This window comes from Halobacterium wangiae (genome assembly GCF_021249345.1).
Lineage (GTDB): Archaea > Halobacteriota > Halobacteria > Halobacteriales > Halobacteriaceae > Halobacterium > Halobacterium wangiae.
Map to the genome: position 1 here is coordinate 945,645 of NZ_CP089588.1, position 24,327 is coordinate 969,971.

At 68.4% G+C, this 24,327-nt stretch carries 30 protein-coding genes and 2 tRNA genes; 15 read left to right on the plus strand and 17 right to left on the minus strand.

Going from position 1 to position 24,327, the window contains the following annotated elements:
* The first annotated feature begins 56 nt into the window (after positions 1-56).
* From pyrH to LT965_RS05205, 4 genes are all read left to right on the plus strand, one after another.
* The gene (pyrH, locus tag LT965_RS05190) at positions 57-776 is read left to right on the plus strand and encodes a UMP kinase (RefSeq protein WP_232702956.1); all 720 of its coding nucleotides are present in this window, start codon (positions 57-59) and stop codon (positions 774-776) included.
* A complete protein-coding gene (gene lysS, locus LT965_RS05195; protein WP_232702957.1) occupies positions 777-2,423 on the plus strand; it encodes a lysine--tRNA ligase in 1,647 nt (548 codons plus the stop codon).
* A 76-nt stretch (positions 2,424-2,499) separates the two neighbouring features.
* The gene (locus LT965_RS05200; RefSeq protein WP_232702958.1) at positions 2,500-4,302 is read left to right on the plus strand and encodes a site-2 protease family protein; all 1,803 of its coding nucleotides are present in this window, start codon (positions 2,500-2,502) and stop codon (positions 4,300-4,302) included.
* Positions 4,303-4,441: 139 nt separating this feature from the next.
* Complete coding sequence (locus LT965_RS05205) at positions 4,442-4,720, plus strand: DUF8108 domain-containing protein (protein ID WP_232702959.1); 279 nt, start codon at positions 4,442-4,444, stop codon at positions 4,718-4,720.
* 152 nt (positions 4,721-4,872) lie between these two features.
* Here the strand turns inward: LT965_RS05205 and LT965_RS05210 are convergent, their stop codons facing one another.
* Both LT965_RS05210 and LT965_RS05215 read right to left on the minus strand, forming a co-directional pair.
* Entirely contained in the window at positions 4,873-5,394 is a 522-nt protein-coding gene (locus LT965_RS05210; protein ID WP_232702960.1) for a PadR family transcriptional regulator, read from the minus strand.
* Between the two features lie 52 nt (positions 5,395-5,446).
* Positions 5,447-6,340, minus strand: a complete 894-nt coding sequence (locus tag LT965_RS05215) for a DUF5694 domain-containing protein (protein ID WP_232702961.1) — start codon at positions 6,338-6,340, stop codon at positions 5,447-5,449.
* A gap of 121 nt (positions 6,341-6,461) precedes the next feature.
* Between LT965_RS05215 and LT965_RS05220 the strand changes: the two genes are divergently transcribed.
* Positions 6,462-7,985: a heme-binding protein gene (locus tag LT965_RS05220; RefSeq protein WP_232702962.1), complete on the plus strand. Its 1,524-nt coding sequence runs from the start codon at positions 6,462-6,464 to the stop codon at positions 7,983-7,985.
* A gap of 171 nt (positions 7,986-8,156) precedes the next feature.
* Here the strand turns inward: LT965_RS05220 and LT965_RS05225 are convergent, their stop codons facing one another.
* On the minus strand, positions 8,157-9,215 hold the full coding sequence (locus LT965_RS05225) for an aldo/keto reductase (protein ID WP_232702963.1): 1,059 nt from the start codon (positions 9,213-9,215) through the stop codon (positions 8,157-8,159).
* Positions 9,216-9,653: 438 nt separating this feature from the next.
* Between LT965_RS05225 and LT965_RS05230 the strand changes: the two genes are divergently transcribed.
* The 4 genes from LT965_RS05230 to LT965_RS05245 all read left to right on the plus strand — a co-directional run bounded on the left by LT965_RS05230 (position 9,654) and on the right by LT965_RS05245 (position 11,933).
* Complete coding sequence (locus tag LT965_RS05230) at positions 9,654-10,565, plus strand: acyltransferase (protein WP_232702964.1); 912 nt, start codon at positions 9,654-9,656, stop codon at positions 10,563-10,565.
* A gap of 116 nt (positions 10,566-10,681) precedes the next feature.
* Positions 10,682-10,930: a DUF7577 domain-containing protein gene (locus LT965_RS05235; RefSeq protein ID WP_232702965.1), complete on the plus strand. Its 249-nt coding sequence runs from the start codon at positions 10,682-10,684 to the stop codon at positions 10,928-10,930.
* Positions 10,927-11,637 (plus strand): Nmad3 family putative nucleotide modification protein, encoded by a 711-nt coding sequence (locus LT965_RS05240; RefSeq protein WP_232702966.1) that lies wholly within the window; start codon positions 10,927-10,929, stop codon positions 11,635-11,637. Before LT965_RS05235 ends, LT965_RS05240 begins: the two co-directional genes overlap by 4 nt.
* A 32-nt stretch (positions 11,638-11,669) precedes the next feature.
* Positions 11,670-11,933, plus strand: coding sequence for a glutathione S-transferase N-terminal domain-containing protein (locus LT965_RS05245; RefSeq protein WP_232702967.1), 264 nt, complete (start codon positions 11,670-11,672; stop codon positions 11,931-11,933).
* Between the two features lie 22 nt (positions 11,934-11,955).
* Here LT965_RS05245 and LT965_RS05250 read toward each other — a convergent pair whose 3' ends face one another.
* The 3 genes from LT965_RS05250 to LT965_RS05260 all read right to left on the minus strand — a co-directional run bounded on the left by LT965_RS05250 (position 11,956) and on the right by LT965_RS05260 (position 13,020).
* Entirely contained in the window at positions 11,956-12,360 is a 405-nt protein-coding gene (locus LT965_RS05250; protein ID WP_232702968.1) for a DUF7988 family protein, read from the minus strand.
* A gap of 51 nt (positions 12,361-12,411) precedes the next feature.
* Positions 12,412-12,828, minus strand: a complete 417-nt coding sequence (locus tag LT965_RS05255) for a DUF7522 family protein (RefSeq protein ID WP_232702969.1) — start codon at positions 12,826-12,828, stop codon at positions 12,412-12,414.
* 121 nt (positions 12,829-12,949) lie between these two features.
* Positions 12,950-13,020, minus strand: a tRNA-Gly gene (locus LT965_RS05260).
* Positions 13,021-13,203: 183 nt separating this feature from the next.
* On the opposite strand from LT965_RS05260, the gene LT965_RS05265 reads away from it, so the two are divergent.
* The gene (locus LT965_RS05265; RefSeq protein WP_232702970.1) at positions 13,204-14,010 is read left to right on the plus strand and encodes an NAD+ synthase; all 807 of its coding nucleotides are present in this window, start codon (positions 13,204-13,206) and stop codon (positions 14,008-14,010) included.
* A 1-nt stretch (position 14,011) separates the two neighbouring features.
* On the opposite strand, the gene LT965_RS05270 is transcribed toward LT965_RS05265, so the two are convergent.
* Complete coding sequence (locus LT965_RS05270) at positions 14,012-14,689, minus strand: enoyl-CoA hydratase/isomerase family protein (protein ID WP_232702971.1); 678 nt, start codon at positions 14,687-14,689, stop codon at positions 14,012-14,014.
* A 59-nt stretch (positions 14,690-14,748) separates the two neighbouring features.
* Here LT965_RS05270 and LT965_RS05275 point away from each other — a divergent pair, with 59 nt between their 5' ends.
* The 5 genes from LT965_RS05275 (at position 14,749) to LT965_RS05295 (ending at position 18,109) form a co-directional block, all read left to right on the plus strand.
* Entirely contained in the window at positions 14,749-15,414 is a 666-nt protein-coding gene (locus tag LT965_RS05275; RefSeq protein ID WP_232702972.1) for a DUF7114 family protein, read from the plus strand.
* A 44-nt stretch (positions 15,415-15,458) separates the two neighbouring features.
* Positions 15,459-15,530 (plus strand) — tRNA-Thr (locus LT965_RS05280).
* Positions 15,531-15,807: 277 nt separating this feature from the next.
* Positions 15,808-16,677 (plus strand): dihydrodipicolinate synthase family protein, encoded by an 870-nt coding sequence (locus LT965_RS05285; protein ID WP_232702973.1) that lies wholly within the window; start codon positions 15,808-15,810, stop codon positions 16,675-16,677.
* 109 nt (positions 16,678-16,786) lie between these two features.
* On the plus strand, positions 16,787-17,554 hold the full coding sequence (locus LT965_RS05290) for a DUF6517 family protein (RefSeq protein ID WP_232702974.1): 768 nt from the start codon (positions 16,787-16,789) through the stop codon (positions 17,552-17,554).
* An 84-nt stretch (positions 17,555-17,638) separates the two neighbouring features.
* Positions 17,639-18,109 (plus strand): DUF7384 family protein, encoded by a 471-nt coding sequence (locus LT965_RS05295; protein ID WP_232702975.1) that lies wholly within the window; start codon positions 17,639-17,641, stop codon positions 18,107-18,109.
* 156 nt (positions 18,110-18,265) lie between these two features.
* On the opposite strand, the gene rdgB is transcribed toward LT965_RS05295, so the two are convergent.
* The 10 genes from rdgB to LT965_RS05345 form a co-directional block, all read right to left on the minus strand.
* Positions 18,266-18,820 (minus strand): RdgB/HAM1 family non-canonical purine NTP pyrophosphatase, encoded by a 555-nt coding sequence (gene rdgB, locus LT965_RS05300; RefSeq protein WP_232702976.1) that lies wholly within the window; start codon positions 18,818-18,820, stop codon positions 18,266-18,268.
* Positions 18,821-18,859: 39 nt separating this feature from the next.
* A complete protein-coding gene (locus LT965_RS05305; RefSeq protein WP_232702977.1) occupies positions 18,860-19,129 on the minus strand; it encodes a DUF5808 domain-containing protein in 270 nt (89 codons plus the stop codon).
* 28 nt (positions 19,130-19,157) lie between these two features.
* Positions 19,158-20,741: a bifunctional N(6)-L-threonylcarbamoyladenine synthase/serine/threonine protein kinase gene (locus LT965_RS05310; RefSeq protein WP_232702978.1), complete on the minus strand. Its 1,584-nt coding sequence runs from the start codon at positions 20,739-20,741 to the stop codon at positions 19,158-19,160.
* Between the two features lie 8 nt (positions 20,742-20,749).
* Complete coding sequence (locus LT965_RS05315) at positions 20,750-20,884, minus strand: 30S ribosomal protein S27ae (RefSeq protein ID WP_232702979.1); 135 nt, start codon at positions 20,882-20,884, stop codon at positions 20,750-20,752.
* A complete protein-coding gene (locus LT965_RS05320; protein ID WP_232702980.1) occupies positions 20,884-21,201 on the minus strand; it encodes a 30S ribosomal protein S24e in 318 nt (105 codons plus the stop codon). Before LT965_RS05320 ends, LT965_RS05315 begins: the two co-directional genes overlap by 1 nt.
* A gap of 75 nt (positions 21,202-21,276) precedes the next feature.
* Positions 21,277-21,810 (minus strand): GTP-dependent dephospho-CoA kinase family protein, encoded by a 534-nt coding sequence (locus LT965_RS05325; protein WP_232702981.1) that lies wholly within the window; start codon positions 21,808-21,810, stop codon positions 21,277-21,279.
* Position 21,811: 1 nt separating this feature from the next.
* Positions 21,812-22,009 carry a transcription elongation factor subunit Spt4 gene (gene spt4 / locus LT965_RS05330; RefSeq protein ID WP_232702982.1) on the minus strand — a complete coding sequence of 66 codons (198 nt, stop codon included), beginning with the start codon at positions 22,007-22,009 and terminating at the stop codon, positions 21,812-21,814.
* On the minus strand, positions 22,009-22,581 hold the full coding sequence (locus tag LT965_RS05335; protein WP_232702983.1) for a DNA-directed RNA polymerase: 573 nt from the start codon (positions 22,579-22,581) through the stop codon (positions 22,009-22,011). The genes spt4 and LT965_RS05335 overlap by 1 nt, the downstream gene beginning before the upstream one ends.
* Positions 22,582-22,959: a PIN domain-containing protein gene (locus LT965_RS05340; protein ID WP_232702984.1), complete on the minus strand. Its 378-nt coding sequence runs from the start codon at positions 22,957-22,959 to the stop codon at positions 22,582-22,584.
* On the minus strand, positions 22,959-24,197 hold the full coding sequence (locus LT965_RS05345) for a translation initiation factor IF-2 subunit gamma (RefSeq protein ID WP_232702985.1): 1,239 nt from the start codon (positions 24,195-24,197) through the stop codon (positions 22,959-22,961). Before LT965_RS05345 ends, LT965_RS05340 begins: the two co-directional genes overlap by 1 nt.
* Positions 24,198-24,327 lie beyond the last annotated feature (130 nt).

Genomic DNA, 24,327 nt, shown 5'->3' on the forward strand with positions numbered 1-24,327 from the left:
CGAACGAACCCGAGTTGACAACCCTTAAGGCCGCTTCGGAGGTATCACGCTGTAGTATGCGAGTCGTGGTTTCTATCGGCGGCAGCGTCCTCGCGCCCGACCTCTCACACGAGCGGGTCGAGGAGCACGCCGCCGCCATCGAGCAGCTAGCCGACGCCGGCTGCGAGGTCGGAGCCGTCGTCGGCGGTGGGGGTGTCGCACGGGAGTACATCGGGACGGCCCGGGAGTTGGGGGCCAACGAGATCGAACTCGACGACATCGGCATCGACGTGACGCGACTGAACGCGCGCCTGCTCATCGCGGCGCTCGGTGGGCGGGCGGCGCCCAGCCCCGCCGAGAACTACGAGGAGGCCGGAGAGGCGATGCGCCGCGACGACGTTGCCGTGATGGGCGGGGTCGTCGCCGGCCAGACGACGGACGCCGTGAGCGCGGCGCTCGCGGAGTACACGGACGCCGACCTCCTCCTGTACGCAACGAGCGTGCCGGGCGTGTTCAGCGCGGACCCCAACGAGGACGACGACGCGAAACACTTCGAGCAGATGACCGCCGGCGAACTCGTCGACATCATCGCGGACATCGAGATGAGCGCGGGCTCCTCCGCGCCGGTCGACCTGCTCGCCGCGAAGCTCATCGAGCGCTCGGGCGTCCGCACCATCGTCCTCGACGGGACCGACCCCCAGCGCATCGTGGACGCCGTGCTGTACGGCGACCACGAGGGGACGGACATCATCCCGGACGGCGCCGACGACCAGATGACGTACTGGGCGAGCGAGTAGATGCTCCCCGAGGACGACCCCTACACGCTCGTCGACGACCGCGACTTCTGGGCGGACGCCGTCGCCGACCGCATCCTCGAACGCGACCCCGAGGAACCCATCGTCATCAAGGGCGGCATCTCGCCGTCGGGCGTCCCCCACCTCGGCAACATGAACGAGCTCGTCCGCGGCTACTTCGTCGCGGAGGCGCTGCGCGACCGCGGCTACGACGTCCGGCAGGTGTTCACGAGCGACGACCGCGACCCGCTCCGGAAGCTCCCGCGGAAGCTCGCCGACCTCGACGGCAACATCGTCGACCTCGGGGAGGTGAACGCGGGTGCGCTCGGGAAGAACCTCGGCGCGCCGTACACCGCGATTCCCGACCCGTTCGGCTGCTGTGACTCCTACGGCGACCACTTCTCGAACCTCATCGAGGAGTCCGCCGCGCTGCTCGGCATCGACGTGGAGATGGTGTCGAACACGGCGCTATACGAGGCGGGCGACTTCGAGGACGTGACGCGGTTCCTCCTCGAGAACCGCGCGACTGCCCGCAAGGTGCTCTCCGACTACCAGGACAAGGTCGACGAGGACTACGTGCCGTTCCGCCCCATCTGCGAGCGCTGCGGGCACGTCACGGAGACGGACGCCGTGACTGGCATCGACCTGGACGCCGGCACCGTCGACTACGAATGCACGAACGTGGAGGCCGGCGACCAGACCATCGACGGCTGCGGCCACGAGGGAACCGCGAGCCTACGCGACGGGAAACTTCCGTGGCGCTTCGAGTGGCCCGCGCAGTGGCGCGTCCTCGGCGTCGACTTCGAGCCGTTCGGCAAGGACCACGCCGAAGGGTCGTGGCCCTCGGGCGTCGACATCGCGCGCAACGTCCTGGGCGACGAACCGCCGGTGCCGATGGTGTACGAGTGGTTCACGCTCGACGGCGAGGCGTTCTCCTCGTCGTCGGGGCACGTCGTCCTCGTCCAGGACGTCCTGCGCATGCTCGAACCGGAGGTCGTCCGCTACTTCTTCAGCAAGGACCCGAAGAAGGCCCGGGACTTCTCCATCGAGCGCCTCGACCAGCTCGTCGACGAGTTCGACCGGATGGAGGCCGTCTACTTCGGCGAGAGCGAGGCCGATGAGGCGGAACGCGAGCGCGCCGAACGCGTCTACCCGGTGGTCGTCGGCGAGGAGCGCTCCGAGCGCATCCGCATCCCGTACACGTTCGCGGCCGTCCTCGGGATGACCGACGACCCCGACATCCGCGAAGAGATCGCGCGCAAGGAGGGACACATCCCCGAGGACGCGTCCGAACAGACCGTCGAGGACGCGCTCGCTCGCGTCGAACTCGCCCGCGAGTGGGCGCGGCGGACGGACAACGAGTTCAACTACGACCTGAAGCGGACCGAACTCCCGGCGTTCGACTTCGACGACGCCACGGCGGTCGCACTCGACGAACTCGCCGAGTTCCTCGAGCGCGAGGACCCCGACGGCGAGACGCTACAGGGCGAGATCTACGAGTCCGCCAAGCGCCACGACGTCGACATAGGGTCGTTCTTCTCGGCGGGCTACCGGCTGTTCTTCGACGAGGACCAGGGGCCACAGCTCGGGCCGTTCCTCGCGAAACTCGACCGCGAGTTCGTGCTCGAACGCCTGCGCCGGGAGCGGTAGGCGCGGCACCCAGACGCCGGCCGAACGAATCCCACCCCGAACGCCTTTTGTCGCCACGTCACTGACTTTGCTATCAATGGACATCTGGACGGTACTGCTCGTCGCACTCGTCGTCTACTGGGCGGGCGTGGCGTGGGCCCGCAGTTCCGGGCTGTTGCCGTCGTGGGTCTCCGCGACGGGACCGATTCTGACACTCCACACGAAGCGCGGGAAGCGGTTCCTCGACTGGGCGTCGACGCCGAAGCGCGCCTGGCGCGCGTGGGGGAACTTCGGCCTCGGTATCACCGCCGTCGTGCTCGTGAGCGTGCTGTTCGTGCTCGTGCTCTCGGCGGTGTCTACGCTCGCGAACCCGCCGGAGCCCTCCGCCGTGAACGAGCCACAGAACACGCTCATCATCCCCGGCCTCAACGACTTCCTGCCGGCCGCTGTCGCCCCCGAGATCGTGCTCGGCCTGTTCGTCGGCATGGTCGTCCACGAGTTCGGTCACGGGCTGATGTCCCGCGTCGAGGACATCGAGGTCGAGTCGATGGGCGCCGTGATGCTGGCCATCCTCCCCATCGGCGCGTTCGTCGAACCCGACCAGGAGAGCCAGAAGGAGAAGTCCCGCGGTGCGCAAGCGCGCATGTTCGCGGCGGGCGTGACGAACAACTTCCTCGTCGTCGTACTCGCGTTCGGCCTGCTGTTCGGGCCGGTCGCGGGCGCAATCGCGGTCGCGGACGGCGGCCTGGTGGGCGCCGTTTACGACGACTCCGCGGCCGCCGAAGCTGGCATCTCGGACGGCGACCGCATCGTCGCAGTCGGCGGCGAAGAGGTGGAGAACAACACCGAGTTCGAGCGCGCGCTCGAGGAGACAGACGAGCGGTCCGTATCGGTGAGACTGGCGAACGGCGACCAGCGGGACGTGGACCGCCGGCTACTGGTCGTCGGGAACTCCTCGACGTCGCCGCTGGCCGCCATCGAGACGGGCGACACGATAGCCGCGGTCAACGGCACGGAGGTCCGCACGGAGACCGAACTGCGTGACGCACTCGAGAACGCGACTGTCGCGACGTTCACGACCGAGGGTGGGAAGACGGTGACCGGTCCCGCGGGCGCGTTCGTGACCGTCGCTCCGGACAGCCCCGCGTCGGACAGCGGGCTCCCCGCCGAGGAGACCGCAGTCATCGTCTCCGTCGACGACGAGCGCGTGACCGGCCGCGAGGACCTCCAGGAGGTCCTCGACGGGCGCGCGCCCGGCGAGACCGTCGGCGTGGTCGCGTACATCGACGGCGAGCGCCAGACGTACGACGTCGAACTCGGGACCCAGCCCGACGGGTCGAGCTACCTCGGCGTGGGCATCGCGCCCGGCGTCAGCGGCGTCACCGTCTCCGGGTTCGGTGCGAACCTCTATCCCGCCGAGCAGTTCCACACGATGGTCTCCGGCGACGCCACCGGGTCGGCTTACCTCTCGGCGGTGTTCGGCTCCGGCGGCGGCGCCATCGTGGGCTTCCTGCAGGCCATCGTCGGCGGCCTCTACCTCCCGCTCATCGGACTGCTCGACCCGTCCATCGGCTTCAACTTCCCCGGGTTCGCGGGCGTGAACACGAACTTCTTCGTCGTCGAGGGGGCACTCGGCGCGCTCCCCGCCGGCGTCGTCTTCGTGTTCGCCAACGTCCTGCTGTGGACCGCGTGGATCAACCTCAACCTCGGGTTCTTCAACTGCATCCCCGCGTTCCCGCTGGACGGTGGTCACCTCCTGCGGACCGGCGCGGAGGCCGTCACCTCGCGGCTCCCAGTGGACAACCGGCGGGCGTTCACCCGCGCCATCACGACGAGCATCGGGCTGCTGATGCTCGCGAGTCTGGTGTTGATGCTGTTCGGGCCGGAACTGCTGAACTAGCGGTAGTTGCCAGCGTCGTTCCTTCTTCGACCCGGGATGGGTTGTTCAGGAGGTGGTGAATTCAGCGAGTGTCCGCTGGTAGTGAATCCGCAACCAACGTGCGACCAACCACTTTCGGAGAGCAGCCGTACGGTTTCGTATGGACCGTTCGGACTCCTACCGGCGCGAGGTCACCGCGAAGGTCGAATCCGGCTGGCAGATCGAGGAGGACACCCGGGACCGGGTCACGCTCGTGCGGCGTGACTTCGGAAATCCGGGCGTCCACCTCGTCATCGCCATCTTCACCATCTGGTGGGCGATGGGCGTCCCGAACCTGCTGTACGCCGCCTACCGGTACTTCACCCGCAGCCAGCGCACCATCGTCTGGAAGAACCGAGCCGAAGCCGACGTCGACGAGCAGTCCACGACCGCAGAATAGGACGGTATCGACGACGCTACAACCGTGTTCCAGACGGCGAGACGGGTTACACTCGCGTCGGTCTTACTACCCGCTACTGCATCTGCTCCCCGTATCGAACAGTCGTGTCCGGGGCGCTCTGCGTACTGAGCCGTGCTGGCACCTGCCGGGAGTTATTCGGAGAGGCCCATCCGCTCGGCGAACTCCTCGGGGGTGTCCTCGACCCGCTCGAACTCCTCGAAGTAGTACTCGTGGTGCCGGATGAGTTGTTCGACGATCCACGCCGAGAACGCCTCGTCGAAGCGCCACCCCTCGCCCGGTTCCGGGTTCGATATCTCGAAGCGCTCGTCGGTGCCGAGCACGGCGAACATGTGGTAGAACCCGAGGATGACATCGATGAAGTCGTCGCCCGTGTCGCCGACCTCGTCGCGCTTGTCCGCGAGTTCCGCGCGGCCCTCGTCGGTGATCTCGAAGTACTTCCGGTCGGGTTCGTCCTCCCGCTCGATCCGCTCGGCGTACCCCTCCTCCTCGAACTTGTAGAGGATGGGGTAGACGGAGCCGTAGGAGGGCTCCCAGTGGCCGCCGCTGAGCGACTCGATCTCCTTGAGAATCTCGTAGCCGTAGCGGGGCTGTTCGTCCAGCAGTTCGAGGACGAGGTAGGAGACGAGTCCCTTCGGCGGACCGCTCTTTCGCATCTGCCCCCACGTTCCGCGGGTCGGCGGGAAAGCGTTTCGGTCGCGGTGGCCCTCAGGAGAGGGACGGAAGCGGGTTCACCGGGCAGAACTGGGGCGTCTCGTCGAGCAGGTGGCGGAGCACCCGGACGTGGCCGCTGCCGACGACCAGCAGGATTCGCTCCTCGTCGCCGGTCTCCTGGGCGTCGGCGTCGACGGCCCGCCACAGGTTGTGGACCATCTTCAGGTTGCGCTCGTACCACGTGCCCAGCGCCGCCGGCCCGCCGAAGTTCTCGCCCTCCCCGTACGGCACGTACATCCCGAACATCCCGGCGTGGTTCTTCAGGAGTTCCCGCTCGCGGTTCAGCATGCGGTGGTAGTCGGGAATTGTCGACGAGGCGAGGCGTTCGTCGCGGGTTCGCTGGAGTGAATCGGTGTCGAGACGCGGCACGTCGACCTTCCGCTCCGGTTCGTAGCCCCGCTCGGCTAGTTCCGCCGTGGCGTCGTTGCCCATCATTGCGGGACAGTCGATGGGGGCGACGCGTTCGTGACCGAGACGGTCGGCGAGTCGGAACCCGATCTGGACGACCTCGCTACGGCACTCGGTCGCGGCGTCGTCGCGCATCCCGTGAGTCGACTCGAACTCGTGTTCGGTGTCGTAGTCGTACGCGCCGGAGCGATACCGCTGGTAGACGTCGTTCAGGTCGGCGGCGCGGTCCCACGGGCGCTCCACGGCGACGCGGTCGGCCTTCCAGCGTTCGAGGCGGTCGGCGAGGTCGCGGAGTTCACCCTGCCTGTCCTCGCCGAGGACGTCGTCAGCGTCGACGTTCACCTCGTCGAGACCGGGGTTGTCCATGTGGTAGGTGCCGAGCAGGAGCACGCGGACCTGGCCCGGCCGGGGTGCGGGCCAGAACGCGTCGTCGACCGTCTCCTCGACCCGTCCGTTCGCCGACTGTGCGGAGTCTGGCATCGGACACAGTGACGGCCGGGGGTGACAAAACAGCTCGTAGAACCGCGTTTCTATACGCCACCTGTCACGTACTCGCGCTCGTTTGGGAAAACCCTTCTACGCGGGTTCCGAAAGCCGAGACATGGTAGACGCGCCGCAGACCGAGGAGGGCTGGTTCGCGCTCCACGACTTCCGCACCGTGGACTGGGACGCGTGGCGGGAGGCCCCCGAGCGCGACCGCGAGGGCGCCCTCGACGAGGCCGAATCGTTCCTGCAGCACCGGGAATCGCTGGCTCGTGCGGACGAAGGAGACTCCGCCGTCTTCTCCATCACCGGCCACAAGGCCGACCTGCTGTTCGTCCACTTCCGGGAGTCCCTGGACGAACTCGACCGCATCGAGCGCACCTTCGAGCAGACGGCGTTCGCGGGGTACACCGAGCAGCCGTACTCCTACGTCTCCGTCACCGAGATATCGGGCTACACCTCCCCGGAGTACTTCGAGGACCCCGACAGCGTCGACGCGGGTCTGCGCCGCTACATGGAGGGGAAGCTCACCCCCGAGATTCCCGCGGACACGTACGTCTCGTTCTACCCGATGAGCAAGCGCCGCCAGCCCGAACAGAACTGGTACGACCTCTCGATGGACGATCGCGCCGACCTGATGGCGGGCCACGGCGAGGTCGGCAAGCAGTACGCCGGGAAGATCAACCAGGTCATCGCCTCCAGCGTCGGCCTCGACGACTGGGAGTGGGGGGTCACGCTGTTCGCCGACGACCTCACGGACGTCAAGGACATCGTCTACGAGATGCGCTTCGACGAGGCGTCCTCGAAGTACGGCGAGTTCGGCGAGTTCTACGTCGGCCGCCGGTTCCCGCCCGCCGACCTCCAGGCGTACATGGCCGGCGAGACGGTCCCGACCGGCGACGCCGAGACCGACGTTCCACACGGCAGGATGCGGGAGGCACACCACCACGGCGACACCGGCCACCACCACGATGAGGGACACGGTCACCACGGTAGCGACGGCAGCCACCACGACCACGGGGGCGGCGACGGTGACGGTGACGAGGAGGGCGACGACCAGGACCTCCGCGGTGAGCTCGAGGAGCTGAACATCTACGCCGGCCAGCCCCACGGCGAGGACGTCCACGCCACGGTCCTCTACTCCGAGGCGGACGTCGACGACCTCTTCGAGGAGGTCGAGGGGCTCCGCGGGAACTTCGACCACTACGGCACGCACGTCAAGACCGCGGTGTACGAGGGGCGGGCGACCGACCGCTCGGCGGTCGTCTCCATCTGGGAGACGGCGAGCGCCGCGGACACTGCCGCCGGCTTCCTCTCGGAGCTCCCGGAGGTCGTCTCGCGCGCGGGCGAGGAGTCCGGCTTCGGCACGATGGGGATGTTCTACGAGACCAAGCCCGAACACACCGCGGACTTCGTCGAGAAGTTCGACACGGTCGCCGACGTCCTCGCCGACATGGACGGCCACCACGAGACCGACCTCATGGTGAACGTCGAGGACGAGAACGACATGTTCATCGCGAGCCAGTGGGCGTCGAGAGAGGACGCCATGGCGTTCTTCTGCCGCTCCGACGCGTTCAGCGACACGGTCGACTGGGGCCGTGACGTCCTCGCAGGACGGCCGCGACACGTCTTCCTCGCGTAGGACCTTTTTACTGCGGGGGGTTTCCTCGGTCGCGACTTCGTCGCTCCTTGCGGGAACCCCCACTTGCAAAAAGCTACGCTAAAAACGTCCCGCGCTCACTCCGTTCGCGCGGAGAAACGCCTCGTTCGGGCTCTTCGAGCCGCTCACTCGGCGGATGCTTGCTCAGAAGATTTAATCAGCGGACCCGAGCAGCCCCGCGTCCCGCAGGTCGTCGCCGTCGACGCTCGTGCGGTAGTCCTCCTCGGCCATCCCGTCGAAACGGTCGACGCCGAAGTTGTCGGCGTAGAGGTCGGCGACGCGCTCGCGCTCCTCGTCGCTGATAGCGGGCGTCTCGGGTGCGGCGGCCCACTCGTCGATGTCGTCCTTCGAGCGGAACGTCGGCGTCACGCTGGCGACCTCGTCGAAGCTGAGCAGCCACTGGATGGCGGCCTGGCCCAGCGTCCGTTCTCCATCCTGTTCGAGGAAGCGCAGCGCCTCGACTTTCTCCCAGCCCGTCTCGTACCACTCGTCCGGGCGGAAGCCGCGGTGGTCGCCCTCGCCGAGTTCCGTCTCGGGAGTCACCTGCTCGTTCAGGAGCCCCGAGGAGTGGGGGACGCGGGGGATGAGCGACGTGGCGGCGCCCGTCTCGCGGACCGTCTCCACGAAGTGGTTGTGGACGTCCTGTTCGAGGAGGTTGCCGACGTACTGCACGCCGTCGAACGCCTCCTCGATGGCGAAGTCGCCCTCCGCGAGCCAGCCGATCGAGGGACCGAGCGCGACGCCGATGGCCGCCGCGCGGCCGTCCTCGCGGAGTTCGTCGAACAGTTCGAGCACGTCCGGCGTCAGTTCGTCGACGTTCGGGTTGTGGAGCTGGAGGTAGTCCACGCTGTCGACGCCGAGTCGGTCCATGCTATTCTCGACGGCCTCCCGGAGGTAGTCGATGTCCATCTCCTTCGGGAGTTCGCCGTGGCCCGCCTGCGGGTTGTTGTAGAAGTCGTAGCCGACCTTCGTCGCGACGGTCATCTCGTCTCCGCGCTCGGCCAGCACCTCCGCGAGCAGTTCCTCGCTGCGGCCGTGGCCGTAGACGTCGCCCGTGTCGAAGTACGTGATGCCCGCATCGAGGGCGTACTCGACCATCTCGAGCGCGTCGTCCTCGTCGCGGTCACCCCACCAGTCGGTGCCGACGACCCACGCGCCGAAGCCGACCTCGCTGACCTCGACCCCGGAGTCCCCGAGTTCTCGGTGTTGCATACGCGGGGATTAGGGGGTCTGTCACTTAGCGAGTGCGGTTCCGGTGTCGGTGTCGTTCACGGGAGGAGTCGAGTCTGTGGGCTCTTCCCCGAAAGCCCCCGGCCGCTCGTGGGCCCGGGGCTCGCTGTGCTCCTCGCTCCCGCCGGTCGCTGCGGTGCTTACTTCGCCCGGGACCCGCCGACCGTCCGGCCCCTTTCAGACCTCCCGTCGACCGGTTGGTCAACCGACTCGGGCGGGACTGAAAGGGGCGGCCAGCTACGGGAAGCACGCCGACGCAAGCACGCGACCAGCGGGAGCGCGCACAGCGAGGCGCGCGACCGTAGCTGGCCGGGGCTTTCGAGGTGTACGGCTCGGTACCACCAGCGGGGAATTCCACTAAAGGCGGGGGTTCCCGTCGGTACGGAAACCACTATCAGTGACGACGGCGCAGTACGACGCATGACCAAGCGACGCGTCTCGCTCCCGGACAGCGCGGAGGCCACGCTCCGCGGGTTCCTCGCGGACGTGGACAACCGGCTGTCGGCGGCGAGCGATCCGGACGGGCTCTCCGAGGCCGTCACGGAGGTTCTGGTGGACCTCAACGGCGACCGGGACGCCTACGAGGCGTGGCGGAACGACGAGAGCGTCTCGCCCGTCGAGGCGGCGCGGCTGTCGAACTACGACCCGCGGAACGCCACTCTCGAGTCGGAGTACTACGCCGAGAAGGACGAGGAGGCGTTCGCGCACTCGAAGCCCCTGCAGTGGCTCTGGCGGCAGTTCGACAACACGCCGCTGGCGGACAACGTGGAGTTCGCGTTCCGGTTCCGCCGGCTGCTCGCCGAGCACCTGTTCGCAGACGTCGGGGAGGACGTCCGCCTGTTCAGGGGGATCTCGATGACGTACGGCCACAACATCGAACTCGGGGACAACGTCGTGGTCCACGACGACGTCCACCTCGACGACCGCGGCGAACTCGTCGTCGGCGACCGCGCGAGCATCAGCGACGGTGTCCACCTCTACACGCACGACCACGACGTCGTCGACCAGACCGAGGTGGACAACTTCCGCACAGTCGTCGGCGACGACGCCCGCGTCACGCAGGGCGCGATGGTGCGGGCGGGCGTCCGCGTCGGAGACAACGCCATCGTCGGCGCGCGCTCGGTCGTGCAGGGCGACGTCCCCGACCACCACGTCGCGGTTGGGATGCCCGCGAAGAGCGTCAAGGTCAAGCCGGGCTGGGAGTCCGTCGCCGACCCGATCGAGGACGCCAACGTGCGCCGCACCGAGGAGCGGCGTCTCGACGCCGACGTCTCCGCGGACGTCGACACGTACGACGAGTTCCAGCGCGACCTCCAGCCACCGGACACGTGACCGGGCGCATCCCCGTCGAGTCCACCGCTCTCGCGGCCAGTTCCACCGACGCTAGCGGTGACAGCGTGGTCTCTGGCGGGCCAAGGCTGAATAGGCTCGGCGTGGTAGTGAGACACATGGAATGGGGGTTGTTCGTGCTCGCGATCGTCTTCGTCGCGGTGCTCCAGTTCGCAGTGTGGCGACGCCTCCAGAGCGGGGACATCGGCGCGACTGACTCCCCGATGCGCCGCGAGAGCGCTCAGTTCGCCGACCACCCGACCCACGAGGAGGCGAACCCCGACGTGGCGCTCTGTCCGGAGTGTGGCGCCAAGAACGACCCCGACTACCAGTTCTGCCGCGACTGTGTCGGCCTGCTCCGAGCGTGACGGGGGCCGTCGCGATCAACGTCGCAGCCAACACCAACCAGCCGGGGTTCCGCGGCCCCCTCCGGTCGGACGGCTCGTTCGTCTACGTCCCCATCCCCGAGTCCGAGCCGACCTCGGAACGAGTGCCGACGTACGCCGATCTCGACCTGCCACTGGACGTTCCCCCCGACGTCCTGGAGACGCCGGTCCACCTCGACCCCACGTTCGCGGAGTACGCCTGCTGCGACCGCTACACGTACGGCGACCCCCACGGCGTGAAGGCCCGACCGCTCTCGGAACTGTCGGCGGGCGACCGGGCCTACTTCTACGCCACCCTGGAGGCACCCGACGGCCCGGCCGACTGGATGGCCGACGCGTGGGGCACCTACCTGATCGGGGAGTTCACGCTCGCCCGCGACCCCCTGGAGGGCGACGCCTTCCACGACCTCTCCCCGGGGGAACGCGAGCGGTTCGCGGGGAACGCGCACCTGAAACGCGACCCGTTCGACGCCGCCGTCCTGCTCGTTGGGACCGACAACTCCCGGCTCTACGACCGGGCGGTCCCGCTGAGCGGCGCACGCGGCGTGGACGCCAACCACGTCGTCACGGAGTGGTCGGCCGACTCCGGGAAGGGGCCGTGGTGGCGCCGGCCACTGCGCTACGACGAGGGTGGCGCCCGGAAACTCCGGGAGTGGGTGCGGCGGGCAGACTACCCCCGCGTGCGCTGACGCTTACGGGGCTTGCGCACGTAGTACCGTACATGCTGGAACTGTACCAGTCCGAAGGCTGTCCGTACTCCCAGACGGTCCGCGAGACGCTCTCCGAACTCGGCGTCTCCTACGTCGCGCACAACCCCCGTCTGCCGGGCGACGAGGGCGGCGACGTGACGAACGAGCAGACCCACGACGAACTCGAAGCCATCGGCGGCGAGGACGCGATCCCGTTCCTCGTGGACACCGACCGCGAGGAGACGGTGTACGACTCCGAGGACATCGTCGACTACCTCGAGGAGCACTACGCGTAGTCACCGTACTCCCGAGACTCACTCACCGCACGGCGACGCTGACGCCACCGTCCGCGCGCTCGTACGCGCCGTCGTCGGTCACCCGGAAGGCGTTGATTCGGACGACCAGTCGGCCGTCGTCGAGCGTCGCGCGCAGTAACGGCCCGCGGCTGGTCACCACCACGTACGGCGGGGCGGGGACCGGTTCGGCCCGCAGGCTCCCGCCAGCCGCGTCGACCGCGCCCGCGAGCACTCCCGGAAGCGCGTCGCGAACGCCGTGTTCGTCGAGACACGCCGCCAATCGGTCGTAGACGGCGCTCGCGTCAGTCGTTCGAGGGCCGTCCCAGGAGTCGGCGACGGCGTCCGCACACGACTCGACGGCTGCGAGGAGGGCAGCGTGCTCCGTCTCGACGTACTCGCGCGCCATCCGGGGGTCCAGCGTCGTCACGCACCAAGTTGGTCGGCCGGCAGCAATGAGCGTTCTGGACGGTCTGCGTGGTCACTTCTCGGCGTCGTACACCGATTCGGCCGCGGCCACCACCGGTTCGACCGGTTCGTCCCGGTCGAGCATGAGGAACAGGCCCTCGTCGTCGAAGTAGATGCGGAGTGCGGTGAACACGTCGAACCCCGTCGCGAGGTAGCGCACCCGGTCGGCCACAGGGAAGATGTCCTCCCTGTAGAACCGCTTCTCGGTGAAGTCGAGGTGGACGTAGGAGTGTATCTCCTCGAAGTGCGCCATCATCTCGTCCTCGTCCTCGTAGAACTGCATCGAGAGGTCGTCGACGTACAGCGTGTTGAACTCGTCCTTGTCGAACTCGACGAGCGACCGGAGTGACCCCTCGACCGTCTCCTGGATCGCCTCCTGCATCGCCGAAACGTCTATCGAGACGACACGAGGGTCGTTCGAGACTGGCATCGTCCTCCGGTGTCTGCTGCAGGCGCATAGGTGTGCGTGTTAGTGACAGTACACGACTGGTGGAGACGTTGGCACTCAACTTTGAGAATTCCCGCTAATCGGGCATTCAGCGAGACGAGAATGCGCCGGCCGGGAGTTGAACCCGGGCTATGAGCTTGGGAAGCTCATGTCCTACCACTAGACCACCGGCGCGCTCACTACGTTCGCGCCCCGTCGCTCGCGAATCCGTTGGATTCGCTCGCCACCGGCGCTCGCAGTGTTAATGTCGAATTGTCCGCGGCCACACTTTAACGTAGCGTTTCCCGAAGTGGACGAACGTCCACGAACTCGGGGGTGGCGAGTGGGTTTTAGTCGGTGCCGGGTGAATCGCGGGGTATGACCGGTCCAGAAACCATCGAGCCGCTCGACCTCCGGTTCTCCGAGGCCGAACTCGCCGAGCGCCGCGACCGCATCCAGTCGTTCGTCCGGGAGACCGTCGACGCCGCGGGTGCCGACCGCTGCGTGCTCGGACTCTCCGGCGGCATCGACTCGACGGCCGTCGCGCACCTCGCCGTGGCGGAGCTGGGGTCGGACGCGCTCCACGGGCTCGTGATGCCCGGCGCGGTGTCCAGCGAGGCGAACATGAGCGACGCCGAGCGCGTCGCCGAGCAGCTGGACATCGAGTACGACGTGATCGAGATCGACCCGTTCGTCGACCTGCTGACGGAGCACTACCCCGACGCAGAGGGCGACCAGCTCGCGGTCGGGAACGCACGCGCTCGCACCCGCGGCGTCCTGAACTACCTCGTGGCGAACCACGAGTCCGGCGTCGTGCTCGGCACCGGCAACCGGACGGAGGCGCTGGTGGGGTACTTCACGAAGTACGGCGACGGCGCGGTCGACTGCCACCCCATCGGGAACCTCTACAAGATGCAGGTCCGACAGCTCGCACGCGACCTCGGCGTCCCCGAGGACCTCGTGACGAAGACGCCGACGGCGGAGCTGTGGGCCGATCAGACCGACGAGGAGGAACTCGGCGTGGACTACGACACCATCGACGCGGTGCTCGCGATGCACGTCGACGGCGGCGTCCCGGCGGGCGCGACGGCCGACCACCTGGGCGTCCCCGACAGCGTCGTCGAGACCGTACGGGGACTCTACGAGCGCAGCGAGCACAAGCGTGGGATGCCGCCGTCGCCCTGAGTCAGAACGGGTCCCTGGCGAGCAGGTCGCCGAACGCCGCGGCCTCCTGCCGCTCGGTCTCTTCTCGGTCGGCGTCCGCTCCCAGGAGCCGTTTCAGTGCGGCGAGCGCCGTCTCGTCGTTGCCCGCCACTTCGTCGGCGACGGCTCGCGGCTCCGACGTGACGCGGGAGACGAGCCCCATCTCGCGTGCCGTTTCGGCGTCCACGGTCCGCCCGGACAGCGAGAGGTCGGCGGCATGCGTCGCGCCGACGGCGCGTTCGAGCCGTCGAGTGCCGCCCCAGGCGCCGAACAGTCCGAGGGTAACGCCGGTCTCCGCGAACGTCGCGTCCGGCGTGCAGACGCGGACGTCGCAGGCGAGTGCGAGTTCCACGCCGCCGCCCCGCGCCGCCCCGTCGACGCCCGCGACGACCACGCTGTCGGTGTCCGCGACGGCGTTCATCGTGCGCTGGCCACGCCGGGCGAACGCCTCGCCGTCCTTGCGGTCGAGGCTCCTGACCGTGTCCAGGTCCGCGCCGGCGCAGAACGCCTCGCCCGCGCCGTGAACGTAGACGACCGGCTGGTCGGCGCCACGGACGGCGTCCCGGAGGTCGTCGAGGCCCGTGGGCGTGAGCGCGTTGCGACGGTCCGGGCGGTCGAGGGTCACCACCCGTACGCGGTCCTCGTCGGTGACTGCGAGCATACGGGAGCGACGGGGTGCTTTCCAAAGGTCTTTGCCGTTCCCGCCGTTACCCTCCCGCGATGGAGGAGGCCGAGCAGGCACGGGCTGCCGCCCTCGAGGCCGTCGCGGACATCGAACCCGACGGGCTCCGGGCGGTCATCGACGACCACGTCGCGTCGTCCTCGATGTTACCGGGCGTGTTGACCATTCTGAGCGCGCGCGTCGTCGACGGGCGCGCCGACGAGCACGCGGTCTCGCGACGAGCAGCCGGTGTACAGCTCATCTACGAGGGGCTCCGTGTGACCAGAGCGCTCGTCGCCACCGAGCCGTGGGCGGACACCGACGAGTCCGACCCGGACGACGACCTGGACGTCCTCGCGGCCGACGTCCTCGTCGCCCGCGGGTTCCGCATCCTCGCGCGCACCGAGGCGGCCAGCCACGCGGTCCACACAGTCCGGGAGTTCGGGCGCGAGCAGACCGACGCCCAGGAGGGTCGGACGTCGACCGCCCAGACCCTTGAGGCGAACGTCTTCGAACTCGCGGCCATCGCGGGCGCGACGGCGGCGGGCGGCGAGACGCCGGTGCCGCTGCGCCAGTACGTCGTCGGGCTCGCGGCCAACCACGGCGCCCCGCCGCTCGCCGACGCGACCGACGCGCTCCCCGAGGGCGTCGAAGAGGTGATGACCCGCGTCGGCGGACCCACGGCGGACGACAGAGTCAGCCCGACGTCGGTCGGCGACCGCTGAATCGAAACGAATAAAGAAGACGCCGGCCCTTGATACGGATGCGTGCCTGGGTAGCTTAGCGGTAAAGCGCGTCCTTGGTAAGGACGAGACCCCGGATTCAAATTCCGGCCTAGGCTTCAGTTCTCTCCGCACGCTCGGACCGTTCCAGTCGTCCACAGCAGGCGCTTCGTGCAATCTCCGAGTATCGACGGTCAGAAAGTGGGTAGCGGCCCGGAACTCGCCGCATTACTGCGTGGAGCGAGCGAACGTGGGAGTGGGGAGTGCCGGACGCGCGGGGGGAGGTAGGGAGTAAGACGCGCGTCCAGTCGGCTGATGCTCGTCGGGTTACATAAGTGTACGTCAGACGGAAGCGGCGACCGGAAACGACAATGGGCAGGGGGTCGTGGTGGCTCCATGAACGGACTCGGCGTTCCACTTGCGACACCGTTCGACGACGCGGGCGACGTCGACCACGACGCACTGGCGACGCTCGTCACGTGGGTGACCGACCGCGACGTCGACTTCCTCGTTCCCTGCGGGTCGACCAGCGAATCGGAACTGCTCACGGCGGACGAGCGAGCGGCCGTCGTAGGGACGGTCGTCGACGCCGCCCCGGCAGACGTACCCGTGCTCGCGGGGACGGGGAGCCCGGGACTGCGGGAGACGCTGGAAGCGACGGAGCGGGCGGCGGACGCAGGCGCCGACGGCGCGCTCGTCGTCACGCCGTTCTACTACGACCACGACGAAGCGGACGTGGCTGCGTACTACCAGGAGGTTGCGGACGCCTCCCCACTCCCGGTGTACCTCTACAGCGTCCCGGCGTACACCGGCCACACACTCGAACCCGAGACTGTGGCGTCACTCGCACCACACCCGAACGTCGCCGGCATGAAGGACACGACGGGCGACCTCGGTTCCTTCCAGCGCATCCGGGCGGCTACCGCCGGCGAGGCGTTCGACCTCTTCGTCGGGAGCGGGAGCGTGCTCGCGCCGGCCCTCGACGCGGGTGCGGACGGCGGCGTCCTCGCGCTCGCGAACGTCGCACCGGAACGGGCTGCCGAGATCGTCGAGCGCCACGCCGCCGGCGACGACGACGCGGCGCGAGCAGTGAACCGCGATGTGGTGGAACTCGACTACGCGGTCACCGCGAGGTACGGCGTCCCGGGACTGAAAGCGGCGATGCGCTCCCGGGGTGTGCCAGCAGGGACTGTACGGTCGCCCCACCGACCGGTCGACGACGACGCCGTCGCAGTCCTCGAGGCGCTCGTCGAGGACGCCCTGTAGCCGGTAGTTGGCTCACTGGAACGACCGCTGGGCTCCGCCGTATCACGATTCTACCAGTGGAGGTCACACGGCGGAAGACACATAACCCAGTAGCGTCGCACTGTGGGGCATGAACCGCCGCAGATTCCTCGGTGGAGCAGGTGTCGTGGGGCTCGGGGCGCTCGCCGGCTGCAGTAGCGCGCTCGGCACGGTCGCCCCGCCGGACGTCCCGCAGGCAGCGATCGACGACGGTGGCTGGGAGCAGACCGACAGGACCGAGCAGACCGTCATGGAGGAGTCCTACGGCCCGGTGACCGTCACCGCGAAGTCGACGACACTGACGTTCAGCGACGAGGCGCTCGCGGCGGAGGTTTCCGAGAAGACGCTCGAACAGATCGACGGGACACTCGCCATCTTCGCGGCGTCCCACATCAACTTCTCACCGGACCTAAACAACCTCCCAGGAGGCGTCGGGCGGAAGGAGGTCGTCGAACAGGCCGAGTCGTCCGCACGCGAACAGTTCAAGCAGCGGATGCGCGACGAGGGTCTCGAGAACGTCCAGGAGACCGGCGAGGAGTCCTTCCAGACGGAGTCGGGCGCGAGCCCAGGGCTCACCACGTTCGCCGCCGAGTTCCCGGTGGGAGAGATGGCGTACGACACCGGCGAGGAGACGTTCAACATCGACGTCGGCACCATCGAGGTCGCCGGCGACCTCGCCGTGTGGAACGTCGGTGACTACGTCGTCGTCGCTGGCGGAGCCTATCCCGCCGAGAGCTTCGCGACGACGACGACCAAAGAGCTCTCCGAGGCCATCAGCGTCACCGTCGACATCGACCTCGGGTTGACGCCCGAGAAGTACCGCGAGGAGGTTCGGGGCCTCATCGCCGGCACCCAATGACCACCTGGGCGTCGCTGTTCGAGCGCGCGGCGGAACACGACGTGGACGTAGAGACCGTGCGAGACACGCTGGCCGACCGTCGCGATGAGTGACGTCGACCCGGCGCGTGTCGTCGCTGGCGCCGACGTGCTCGCAGCCGACCTGTTCGTCGACGGGGACGCGCGGCGGGCGCTCGACCACGTGCGCTCGCACTCGTGGGTGGAACTCGTCGCGAGCGAACCGCTGCTGGACGACGCGACCGCGATCGTCGAACGCCTTGGCGACGCCGACCTGGCGGCGGACTGGAGGGAGAAAGTCGAAGCGACGGCGACGCTGGTCGAGCACCCCGAGGGCGACCACCCGGCGCTCGCCGCGGCGTACAACGGGGACGCCGCCCACGTGCTCACCTACGACGAGGACCTGCAGTCGGCTCGGACGGGGATGAAACTCCAGGGTCGCGTCGACGTGAGCGTGAAGGCGCCGGCGGCGTTCGCGGCCATCTTCGACCCCGAGGGCCTCTACTCGGCGGTGGTCGGTGGGGAGTACCCCGGCCCGGACCGCGACCCGCGGGACTGAGGGGCTGACAGGCGGTACAGTGCTCGTTCGCGACGCGGCGTACCGCGCTCTCGGTCGACTCACGGTCGCACCGCTCGCCCCGGTGAGGTGGGTCGCACCTCGCGCGCGTCGCGGCGATTCTCAGGTCACGCGCCGGGTTGGTCCCGGCTTCTCACTTCAACGTTCGCGTTCGACGAGCCAGTCCGCGAGTTTCGCGAGCGCGCGGCCGCGGTGGCTGAGTGCGTTCTTCTCCGCGGTGTCCATCTCCGCGAACGTCTGGCCGTCGTGTTCGAAGATGGGGTCGTAGCCGAACCCGCCGTCGCCCCGCGGCGCGACCAGACGCCCCTGGACGGCTCCCGAGAACGTCTCGGTGGTGTCGCCGTCCGTGAACGCCACGACACAGCGGAACGCGCTCCGGCGGTTCTCCAGGGACTCCGCGAGGTTCCAGACGCGCTCGACGCCCAGCGTGTCCTCGACGTACGCGGAGTACGGGCCGGGGAACCCGTCGAGTGCGCGGACGAACAGCCCCGCGTCGTCGACGATAACCGGGACGTCGGCGTCCTGGGCGTCGTAGGCCTCCCTGGCGCCGCGGGCGGCGATGGTGTCGAGGCTGTCGCTCTGTACCTCCGTGTAGTCGTAGTCGAACTGTTCGACGGTGTAGATGTCCTCGAGGTACTGCTCGGCCTCCCGGACCTTCCCGGGGTTCGTCGTCACGAACCGGAGCGTGTGCATGTACGCCGCCTCGCGGGCCAGGAAATTGGGTGCGTCGATTCAGTCGTCGTCGACGACGACCTCGACCGCCTCGTCGCTGTGCTCCTCGTCCCCACTGTTCTGTTGCTGCCACAGCAGTCCGCCGGCGATGGCGAGCACGATCCACGACCGCCAGTTCGCGAGGTTCAGCGTGTAGCCGACGCCGAACGGCTTCTCCACGAGCATCCCCTCGCCCGGTTGCCAGTACGACGAGAGCATCCGGCTGATGCTGGGTCGCTCGAAGTTGTAGGGCACCCCGAACAGTTCACCACGGGTCGATTTCTCTGCCATGGACTGTGCTTCGACGCGACGACCCAAATCAGTTTGGGGCGGCCTGATACCGGCCGCGACCCTCGATAGCGCGTAGCTGGTCGAGGACGCCCGCCTCGCCGTGCTCTCGGTAGGCCTCCTCGAAGGCGTCGGCGAGCACGGCGGCGTCGTCGGCGGTGCCCGCGAGGCTCTGCTCGAAGACGTGGCAGTCCATCGCGTAGTCCTCCTCGTCGTCCGTGTAGTAGCCGAGTCCGAAGTCGATGAGGTAGGTCCGGTCGTCGCCTCCTGCTACCCGTACGTTGCGAGTGGTCGGGTCGCCGTGGACGAACCCCGCCCGGTGGATCGTCGCGAGGTGGCGGCCGACGTCCCGTACACGGGGTTCGGTGAGCGCGTCCCGGAGGTCGGTGTCACCGACGCGCTGGAGTGTCAGCGTCGCCTCCGGCACGTCGACGTCCCAGACCAGCGGCGTCGGCACGCCGTTGCGTCGCGCCTCGCTCGTCAGTCGGGCCTCCAGGACCGTACGGTCCCGGCGTAGTCGCGCGTCCAGGGACTCGTGGCGGTAGGTCTTGGGGAGGCGCGTCTTCTCGACGGTTCCATCCTCGAAGGTGACCGTGGCCTCCGCACCCTGCACCACGTCCCCGTCCCGGATGGGCGGGGCGTCAGGCTCCCGCCACGTCACCGGCACCTCGTCCGGGCGGAAGTTCGAGTCGATGGCGGAGTCCTCGATCGCGATGGTGTCGCCCGCCGCGGCCATCTTCGCGCCGAGCACCGCGATCATCCCCGCGTTGTCCCGCAGGAACCGGGGTTCGGGCGCGAAGAAGTCGGCGCCACGCTGCTCGCACACGTCCGCAAGCATCCCCCGGAGGCGGTCGTTCTGCCCGACGCCGCCGCCGAGAACGAGTTCGTCCCGTCCCGTCAGCGAGAGCGCGCGCTCGGCGACTTCGGTGAGCATCGCGAAGACGTGCTCCTCGAGGCCGCGGCAGACGTTCTCGACGGGTTCACCGTCGTCGTAGGCCGCCTTCGCGGCGCTCATGATACCCGAGAAGGAGAAGTCCATCCCCTTCACGACGTACGGGAGTTCCGTGTACTCGCCGTCCTTCGCGTGAGCCTCGACCTTCGGGCCACCGGGGTGGGTCCAGCCGACGTGGCGCGTGAACTTGTCGAGGGCGTTGCCGACGCCGGTGTCCATCGTCTCCCCGAGCACGCGGTAGCGGCCGTTCCGGTAGGCCAGCACGTGGGCGTTCGCGCCGCTGGCGTTCAGGCAGACCGGCGAGTCGAACCCCGAGCGGTGGCGCCCGATCTCCAGGTGCGCGACCATGTGGTTGACGCCGACCAGCGGCACGTCGAGCGTCTGGGCGAGTGCGCGGGCCGCGGACCCGACGATACGCAGGCAGGGGCCGAGACCCGGTCCACGGGAAAACGCGACAGCGTCGATGTCACCCGCCGCTTCGTCGAGGATTGTCTCGACGACGGCCGGAATCGCCGACCGCATGTGCTCGGCGGCCTCTCTCGGGTGGATGCCGCCGCTCTCGGGCTGGTAGGCGTCGGACTCGATGACGACAGAATCAGTCCCGGAATCGTACAACGCCGCGCTCGCACACCACGCGGTGCCCTCGATTCCGAGAACGCGCATCTACCGCGCTACTCCCACTCGGTGTAGCCGCACTTCCCGCAGTGCTGGCGGTCACCGTGGTCCGCGAGGAACGTGTCGCCACAGCGGGGGCAGTGTTCCTTCGTCTCCTGCCCGTCGTCGTCGTAGTAGTCGCCGCGGGGCATTATTCGGCCTCCTCCGCCTCGGTGTCGGCCTCGGCGTCCTCGCCGATCTTGTTGCGCTCGAGCATGTGCTCGTGTTCGACCTCGGCGGCCTCCTCGGGCGAGTCGTACACCTTCGCGCGACCGACGGTCTGGCGCATCCCGAACTTCGTGTCCAGGTTGTGGACGACGACCTCCTCGGAGTCCTTGTCCAGTTTCGCCGCGAGGCTGTCGCGGACGGAGAGGCGGGACGGCGTCTCCTCGTCGTGTTTGATCTCGAATTTGACCTCGGTCCGGTGGAGCAGAGGGTTGTCCTCCTGTTCCAGAATCTCGATTTCCATGGTCAGTTGTGTGTACATGGACGCGAAATCAGTAAAAGGATTTCGAAGGGACTGTCGGGGGTTCGAACCGGAATTTCAGTCGACGAGCGCCCAGAACTCCTCGGTCGTCTCCAGCAACTCCGCCAGTTCCCGGGCCCGGGCCTTCGTCTCGCTGTCGACGTTCACCAGCACCATCCCCTCGTTCGGCTGGCCGTAGACGACGCTCGCGCCCGTCGGCGCCGCGAGCACCGCTGGGAGCGTCGCGAGGTCCTCCTCGCCGACGACGGAGACGAGCGTCGACCCGTCGGCGTCGATGGCCTCCACGAGCGCCGCGAGCAGTTCCTCGGAGACAGTCGCGGGCTGACTAGCGACCTCGACGTCGCGGTCGGCGTCGGGGACGCCGCTGCGGACTTCTTCCGACGCCTCCTCGCGCTTGGTCTTGCCGTCGACGAGCGCGACCTTCGGCGGCGCGCCTGCCGCGACGAGGTGGTAGGTGACGACGTCGCCGACGGCAATAATCGGGTCGCCAGCGTCCGCCAGCAGTCGCTGGGCGTCCTGGTAAACGGGTCCGAGTGGGTCCTTGAACGCGCCGCGCGCGTCCGGCGGCAGCGTGGCGGCCGGTCGGGTCACGCTATCTGACTTTCAGCGCGTACTCGCCCGGCTCCGTGACCTCCATCTTCTCCGCGATCTCGGACTGCTCGGGGTGCGTGATGACCACGTAGCCCGCCCAGTCCTCGGTGAGACTCGTCGAGGAGCAGTACGGACACATCTCCTCGTCGGGCTCGACGATGTGGTGGCAGTCGTGGCAGGCGAGGCGGTTCGACGCCATTACTCGGCCTCCTGGTTCTGCTCCTGTTGCTCGCGGTCGGCCCGGAGCCAGCCGTGTTTCCCGAGGCCGGGCTGTTTGGCCGTCAGCCCGATCTTCGACTCGCGCGGGTTGCGCTCGTCGATGCTCTTCGTGACGATCCGCGCCCGCACCGCGTCACCGGTGCCGATGACGCTGTTGGACTCCCTCGAGGCGAGTTGCTGGTTCTCCTCGTCGAAGGCGAGGTACTCGTCGCTGATCTGGGAGACGTGCAGCAGGCCGTCGACCGGCCCGATGCCGACGAACGCGCCGAAGCTGACGACCTCGACGATCTCGCCGTCGACGACCTCCTGCATCTCCGGGTCGAACGTGACCGCGTCGAACTCGGCCTCGTAGTAGACGCCGGGTCGACTCGGCAACACCGCGCCGTCACCGAGGTCGTGGACCTCCGTGACGGTGACGACGCTCCCGATGTCCTCGTCCATCCGTCCCTCTAGTTTGTCCTGTAACAGCCGCTTCACGAGGTCCGGCCCCACGTCTCCGAGGTGCTGGGGCGGAACCTCCACCGTGTCCTTCAGCCGTGCTCGCTTGTACATCTATGGTTGAGTGATAGTCAGTTGATTCCGACCCCTTAAATGAATTACCGGGACGCCCGCGCCGAGCAGGCGCTCCTTCAGGGGGCCGTCGTTCGTGACGACTGCGTCCACGTCGCCGTCGGTGGCGAGTTCGAACAGCGCGTCGTCTGCGTACGGTTCCTCCGTCTCCACGGCATCACAGCGTGTCGCCAGGTCCGCTCCCACGCTTGCGGCCTTCCCCTCCTCGCCACCGCCTTCGGCGAGTTTCGAGAGCTCCGCGACGACGCAGTCTGGAACGACGGCGTCGTAGTCGCCGGCGATGCGGTCGAGTTCCTCGAACAGGCGAACCCCGACCTCCACCGGCATCATCAGCGCGTTGGCGTCCATGGCGACTCGCATCACTCCGTGAGCGTTCCCACGCCGATGAGCCGCCACCGGGCGCCGACGCGGCGGTTGATGGCGATCTTCGCGCCCGCCGGCGCGCACACCGGCCGCTTGAGCTGTACCTCGCACTCGTCCTCGCGGGCGCTCGTCACGGCGCCGACGGTGGTTGCGGTGCCGACGGTGAGCATCAGCGGTTCGCCGGTAGAGATGTCCTCGACCTCCTCACCCTCCTCTGCGCCGACGAGGCGCTCGAGCAGGTCGACGTCCATCGTGAAGGAGTTCCACGTCGGCGGGAGCGTGCCGGGCGGGCCGGCAACCTGCCCCGCGAGCGCGTCACCCTTCGTGAGACTCGGGTCGAGGCCCGTGCCGACGCCGAGCAGGCCGCCCGGCGACACCGAGTCGACCGTCTCGCCGCCAGCCTGGAGGCTCCGGACGTCCGTGCTCACCGAGCGCCACTCGGTCTGGCCGCCCTCCTCTACCTCCCGGCCGGGGCGGAGTTCGATCTCCTCGTCGACCTCGAGTTCGCCGGCCACGAGGCTGCCGCCGAGCACGCCGCCGGTCAGGCCGTCCCAGGTCGTGCCGGGCCGGTTGATGTCGAACGAGCGCGCGACGTACATCTGGGCGTCCGCGTCGGGGTCCCGTTCGGGCGTGGGGATCTCCGACTCGAGCGCGTCGATGATCAGGTCGATGTTGATCTCCTGTTCGGCGGAGATGGGGACGATGGGCGCGCCCTCGGCGACCGTGCCCTCGACGAACGCCTGGATCTGCTCGTAGTTCTCGCGGGCTTCGTCGGCGTCGACGAGGTCGATCTTGTTCTGCGCGATGACGATGTTCTCGATGCCGATGATGTCCAGCGCCATCAGGTGCTCCTCGGTCTGGGGCTGGGGGACGGGTTCGTTGGCGCCGACGACCAGCACCGCGCCGTCCATCAGCGACGCACCCGAGAGCATCGTCGCCATCAGCGTCTCGTGGCCGGGCGCGTCGACGAAGGAGACGGTCCGCAGTACCTCCGTCTCCGTCTCGTGGTCCGGGCACGTCTCTTCGACCGTGAAGCACTCCGGCTCCTCGCCGTCGGGGCACCGACGCAGCGTGGCGTCGGCGTAGCCGAGGCGGATGGAGATGCCGCGTTTCATCTCCTCGGAGTGCTGGTCGGTCCACTCACCGCTGAGTGCGCGGACCAGCGTCGTCTTGCCGTGGTCCACGTGGCCGACCAGTCCGATGTTCACCTCCGGTTGTCGGTGGTTGTCTGCCATGTTCACAGAGTAATCTTGCGTGAATTTCGCCCCGAACGACTGATAAACCTACTGTTACAGGTTCGGGCGAGACGGCCCCGCGGGCGGGGAGACGCGCGCCTCGGCAGTCGGTCACCCGCGGCCGGCGCGG